Origin of the sequence: Pradoshia sp., from assembly GCF_051873915.1 — a bacterium.
Lineage (GTDB): Bacteria > Bacillota > Bacilli > Bacillales > Pradoshiaceae > Pradoshia.
Genome location: NZ_JBJEFJ010000188.1, coordinates 1 through 5294, shown reverse-complemented (window position 1 = coordinate 5294; position 5294 = coordinate 1). Strand labels below are relative to the sequence as shown.

Here is a 5294-nt window from a genome sequence, read left to right as displayed (position 1 = left end):
TATATTGAAACCCTATCGAGGAAATATGTTGCTGGTATGATTCTGGCGACTAGTGAGTTGGAGAAGACATATTATGAGCAGTTGAATGTGCCAATCGTCGCATTGGATCGGCCGATAGGGAGCGGGTTTCCGACCGTTATGACAAGGAATGAAGAAGGAGCGCAGCTTGGCACAGAGTTTCTAATCAAACAAAAGGCGCGCCATATTGCTTGCTTAAGAGGGCCGGAAGGATTAAGGCCGGCAGAAGACCGTTTAAAAGGATTTTTGAAAGCGATTTCAAATACTTCGGTCTCCGTGACGGTTGTTCCTTGTCCTTTTGAATATAAGGAATCTGAGAAAATCGTGAAGAATCTATTACAAAAAGATGAAACGATTGATGCTATATTTGCCTGCAGTGATATATCCGCAATTGGCGCCATAAAAGCGGCTCATTCTTTAGGAATCCGTATTCCTGACCAAGTACAAATTATGGGCTTTGATGGAATTGGCTTGGGAGAAATGATGAATCCGAGCTTAGCTACAGTCGCCCAAAATATATATGAGCTTGGCTCAAGAGCAACGGAAATGCTGATCAAACAAATAGATGGAAACACAATCGATCGGTTAGATGAATATGTTTCCCCGCAATTAATCATACGAGAATCAGTCAAGGGGGCTAGAAAATGATTACGGTTATCGGAAGTATCAATATGGATTTAGTCTGTGAAACGAATAATCTCCCGAAACATGGAGAAACGGTCCTAGGCCGGCGTTTTGAAACCGTTCCGGGAGGCAAGGGAGCCAATCAAGCGGTTGCTGCGGCGCGCTTAGGAAGTTCAGTCACGATGATAGGCGCAGTCGGACATGACAGCTTTGGCTCAGTGCTAAAGCAAAAGCTGGAGGATGAGAAGGTAGACACAAGCTACATAGAATGTGTAAGCACCAATACGGGGATTGCCAATATTATTGTCTACAATGGCGACAATCAAATCATTGTCGTTCCCGGAGCTAACTTTCAGGTGACTCCATCTATGGTTAAAAAACACAGGGAGCTGATTAGTCAATCAGCGATGGTCATCATGCAGCTGGAAATCCCGCCTGAGACGGTGGAGTACATCTTGGGATTATGCAGGGAATCAGAAGTGCCTGTCATATTAAATCCGGCTCCGGCAGAGAATTTTAAAATTGAGTGGATGGACAGGATTACGTATCTTACTCCGAATGAAACAGAGGTAACAGAGATATTCGGCACTTCGCCTGAACAAGCTGTTCGCAACTATCCGAATCAATTAATGGTGACTCTTGGTGAAAGCGGAGCGATGTACTTTGATGGCCAAGACATCATCAAAGTAGAGGGATACCCCGTTGTACCTGTTGATACGACTGGGGCAGGGGACACATTTAATGGAGCGTTTGCTCATGCGCTTACAGAAGGCAAATCCATTAAGGAAGCTGTCCGTTTTGCGAATATTGCCGGGTCCTTATCCGTTGAGAAATTTGGGGCTCAAGGCGGCATGCCTACCGAGGCGGAAGTGGCAGCCAGGATGAAGGGGGGAGCGCTATGAAGAAGAATGGAATGTTGAACCGTGAGCTGGCGGGGATTTTTGGCAAGCTAGGCCATACGGATCAAATTGTTATTGCCGATTGCGGTCTGCCTGTACCAGACGGAACAACGTGTATCGACCTAAGCTACAAAATAGGGGAGCCTGGTTTTTTGCCAGTGGTTGAAGCCGTGTTGGAGGATGTAGAAGTGGAACAGGCGGTTATCGCCGAAGAGATGGAAGAGAATAATCAATCTCTTCATACATGGATTAATAAGCGTTTTGAAGATATACAGGTGGTTTCTCATGAAGATCTTAAGGAGCGGACAAAATCAGCCAAGGTGATTATTCGTACAGGCGAAGCAACTCCATATGCCAACATCATCTTACAAAGCGGAGTTATCTTCTAAAAGAAAGCTGGTGACACTTCAATGATACAAATGTCAGGGATTTCGAAAGCGTTCAATGGAAATGTCGTTCTGAACAATGCTCAGTTTGAATTAAAGCAGGGTGAGATTCATGCCCTAATGGGGGAAAATGGTGCTGGGAAGTCCACCTTGATGAAAATTCTGGCGGGAATCTATACAAAGGATAGCGGCGAAGTAAGAGTGAACGGGAAACTGATGGACTTTAAGTCAACGAAGGATTCCGAGAAAGAGGGTATTCATGTCATCCATCAGGAGCTAAACATCCTGCCTGATCTCTCTGTTGCCGATAACTTATTCCTTGGAAAAGAATACACGTACAAGCTAGGATTCTTGAAACAAAAGAAAATGGAAAAAGAAGCGAAGGAATTGCTGGCAAAGCTTGGCCTGCACATCAATCCGAAAAAAAGAGCAGGCGATCTATCCGTCGGTAAACAGCAAATCATCGAAATCGCGAAAGCCATTGCTTCTGATGCGAAATATATTGTCATGGATGAACCGACAGCTGCGTTGACTGATCGTGAAATCACGACTCTTTTCCAAACCATAAGAGAATTGAAAAGCAAAGGGATCTCCTTTGTCTATATATCTCACCGGATGGAGGAAATATTTTCGATTTGTGATCGGATTACCGTTTTAAGGGACGGGCAGTATGTTGGGGTGAAACGAATTCAGGAAACAACCTTTGATGAGATTGTCTCCATGATGGTCGGGCGAGCGCTTGGGAATCGGTTTCCGATAAGGGAATCTAGTATGGGGGATATAAAGCTTGAGGTGCGTGGTTTAAGTGCTGATGAAGCTTTTGAAGATGTATCATTCACACTGAGAAAGGGCGAGGTGCTAGCGCTGGCTGGACTAATGGGAGCGGGGCGTACCGAGGTTGCTGAAACATTATTCGGCTATCGGAAGGCTTCGGGGGGTGAGATTCTACTAGATAATCAGCCCGTTAAAATAAAAGATTCGATTGAGGCCATGAAGTATGGTATTGGTTTTGTCACAGAGGACAGAAAATCAAAAGGATTAGTCCTGGATTTTTCGATAAAGGAAAATATCATGCTGGCTAATTTGGAAAAAGGGTCGAAGGGCGGGTTTATTCAGCCCAAAAAGGAAGAAAAACTGGTTGATCATCATATGAAGCAATTACGCATCCGGGCCTCAAGCGCAGAACAGCTGGTGAAATCCCTGTCAGGGGGGAACCAGCAAAAGGTGGTCATCGCAAAATGGCTTGAAACAAATCCTGAGATATTAATACTCGATGAGCCTACGCGTGGGGTTGATATCGGAGCCAAAAAAGAAATCTATCAGATTATCAATCAATTAGCTGAATCAGGTGTTGCGATATTGATGATTTCCTCAGAGCTGCCTGAGGTGATTGGAATGGCTGATAGAGTCATCGTCATGCAGGAAGGCAAATTAACGGGTGTAGTAGAAAAACATGAAATGACACAAGAGCGGATCATGCATTTTGCGACAGGAGGAGAGAAAGTTGTCCAAAATAAATTATAAAGAATTACTGCCAAAGCTCGGACCTCTATTTGGATTGTTATTGCTAATCGTGGTCTTAACATTGCTTAACCCTAATTTCTTAACGGTATCGAATCTATTAAATGTCCTCAGGCAGGTTTCCATAAGCGGATTGATCGCTTTCGGCATGACCTTTGTTATTCTGACTGGCGGCATTGATCTATCCGTTGGTTCCACGCTGGCGTTAACCGGAGCTGTAGCTGCTAGTCTTATAGCAAGCGGGACAGACCCCATTATTGCCATGGGTGTAGCCCTCGTTCTCGGTTTAATCCTGGGAGCCATCAATGGAATTATCATCACAAAGGGCAGGGTTGCACCATTTATCGCCACACTCGCCACCATGACCGTTTATCGTGGATTAACGCTTGTTTATACAGAAGGTAAACCAGTCTCCGGACTAGGTGATTCAGTCACATTCCAGATGTTTGGGAAAGGATACTTCCTCGGAATCCCTGTACCTGTCATCACCACAATCCTGGCATTTATTGTCCTTTATCTCATTCTTCATAAAACAAACTTCGGCCGCCGCGTATATGCCGTTGGCGGAAATGAAGAAGCATCTAAATTATCGGGTATCAACACAGATCGTGTGAAGATTTGGGTCTATGCCATCACGGGGCTTTTAGCTTCTGTGTCTGCTCTAATCCTGACCTCCAGATTGAATTCTGCCCAGCCAACGGCAGGGGAGTCGTATGAGCTTGATGCCATCGCGGCTGTTGTACTTGGCGGCACTTCGCTGACGGGAGGCAGAGGATGGATATTTGGCACATTGGTTGGGGTCTTAATTATAGGTGTTTTAAATAATGGGATGAACTTAATTGGGGTATCTTCATTCTTCCAACAAGTTGTGAAGGGTGTAGTTATATTACTAGCCGTAATGCTAGATAGAAAGAAACAAGCATAATATGAAGGAGTGTTTAGGAATGAAAAAGTTTTCAATTCTTGTACTGGCTGTATTGATGTCGATTGTAATGGCTGCTTGTTCGATGGAATCAGGTGGAGGCTCTTCATCTAAATCTGATTCCTCCTCCAAGAATGATGAGGTTGTCATTGGCTTCTCTGTATCTACATTAAATAACCCATTCTTTGTTTCTTTAAGTGATGCTGCTAAAGAAAAAGCAAAGAGTGAAGAAGCTAAAATCACCGTTGTAGACGCTCAGGATGATGCCTCTAAACAAGCATCTGATATCGAGGACTTAATTCAGCAAAAGGTTGACTTGATCATGATTAACCCAGTGGATTCCTCTGCCGTTGCCTCTGCAGTTGAATCAGCTAATAGTGCTGGCATTCCAGTTATCACGGTAGACCGTTCCTCTGAAGGCGGAGAAGTCGTTTCTCATATTGCCTCTGATAATAAAGCTGGCGGTGAAATGGCAGGGGAATACTTGCTTTCTCAAATCGATAAAGGGGCTAAGATAGCCGTGTTAGAAGGAGTAGCGGGTTCCTCAGCAGCTATTGACCGCGGCGAAGGTTTTGTGAAAGCGGTTGAAGGTCAAGTGGATATCGTAGCAAGCCTTACAGCCAACTTCGATCGTTCCGAAGGATTAACCGTTATGGAGAATATTCTTCAAGCTAACCCGGATGTAAAAGCCGTATTTGCCCAAAATGATGAAATGGCATTAGGCGCTCTTGAAGCAATTCAAGCGGAAGGAAAAGATATTGTTGTCGTTGGATTTGACGCGACAGATGATGCGGTAGCAAAGGTAGAGGCTGGTGAAATGGCCGCAACCGTTGCCCAACAGCCAGGATTGATCGGTGAAACGGCCGTGAAAACAGCGGTAGAATATTTAAATGGTGACGAACCAGAAGACTTCATTCCAGTAGA

The 5294-nt window shown here is 44.6% G+C and carries 6 protein-coding genes; all 6 read left to right on the top strand.

What is annotated here, in order from left to right:
* On the top strand, positions 1–666 hold a 666-nt coding region (locus ACI35L_RS16380; RefSeq protein WP_439803335.1), incomplete at its 5' end, for a substrate-binding domain-containing protein.
* Entirely contained in the window at positions 663–1544 is an 882-nt protein-coding gene (gene rbsK, locus ACI35L_RS16375) for a ribokinase (protein WP_439803334.1), read from the top strand. The genes ACI35L_RS16380 and rbsK, both read left to right, overlap by 4 nt.
* Positions 1541–1930 carry a D-ribose pyranase gene (gene rbsD / locus ACI35L_RS16370; RefSeq protein ID WP_439803333.1) on the top strand — a complete coding sequence of 130 codons (390 nt, stop codon included), beginning with the start codon at positions 1541–1543 and terminating at the stop codon, positions 1928–1930. The genes rbsK and rbsD overlap by 4 nt, the downstream gene beginning before the upstream one ends.
* Before the next feature lie 21 nt (positions 1931–1951).
* Positions 1952–3451, top strand: a complete 1500-nt coding sequence (locus tag ACI35L_RS16365; RefSeq protein WP_439803332.1) for a sugar ABC transporter ATP-binding protein — start codon at positions 1952–1954, stop codon at positions 3449–3451.
* Positions 3432–4373, top strand: a complete 942-nt coding sequence (locus tag ACI35L_RS16360; protein ID WP_439803331.1) for an ABC transporter permease subunit — start codon at positions 3432–3434, stop codon at positions 4371–4373. Before ACI35L_RS16365 ends, ACI35L_RS16360 begins: the two co-directional genes overlap by 20 nt.
* Positions 4374–4392: 19 nt before the next feature.
* A partial coding sequence (locus ACI35L_RS16355) for a D-ribose ABC transporter substrate-binding protein (protein ID WP_439803330.1) occupies positions 4393–5294 on the top strand: 902 nt, incomplete at its 3' end.

Bases quoted from the DNA above. Each gene is read 5' to 3' on its own strand.
- rbsK (WP_439803334.1), top strand. From the start codon at position 663: ATGATTACGGTTATCGGAAGTATCAATATGGATTTAGTCTGTGAAACG.
- rbsD (WP_439803333.1), top strand. From the start codon at position 1,541: ATGAAGAAGAATGGAATGTTGAACCGTGAGCTGGCGGGGATTTTTGGC.
- ACI35L_RS16365 (WP_439803332.1), top strand. From the start codon at position 1,952: ATGATACAAATGTCAGGGATTTCGAAAGCGTTCAATGGAAATGTCGTT.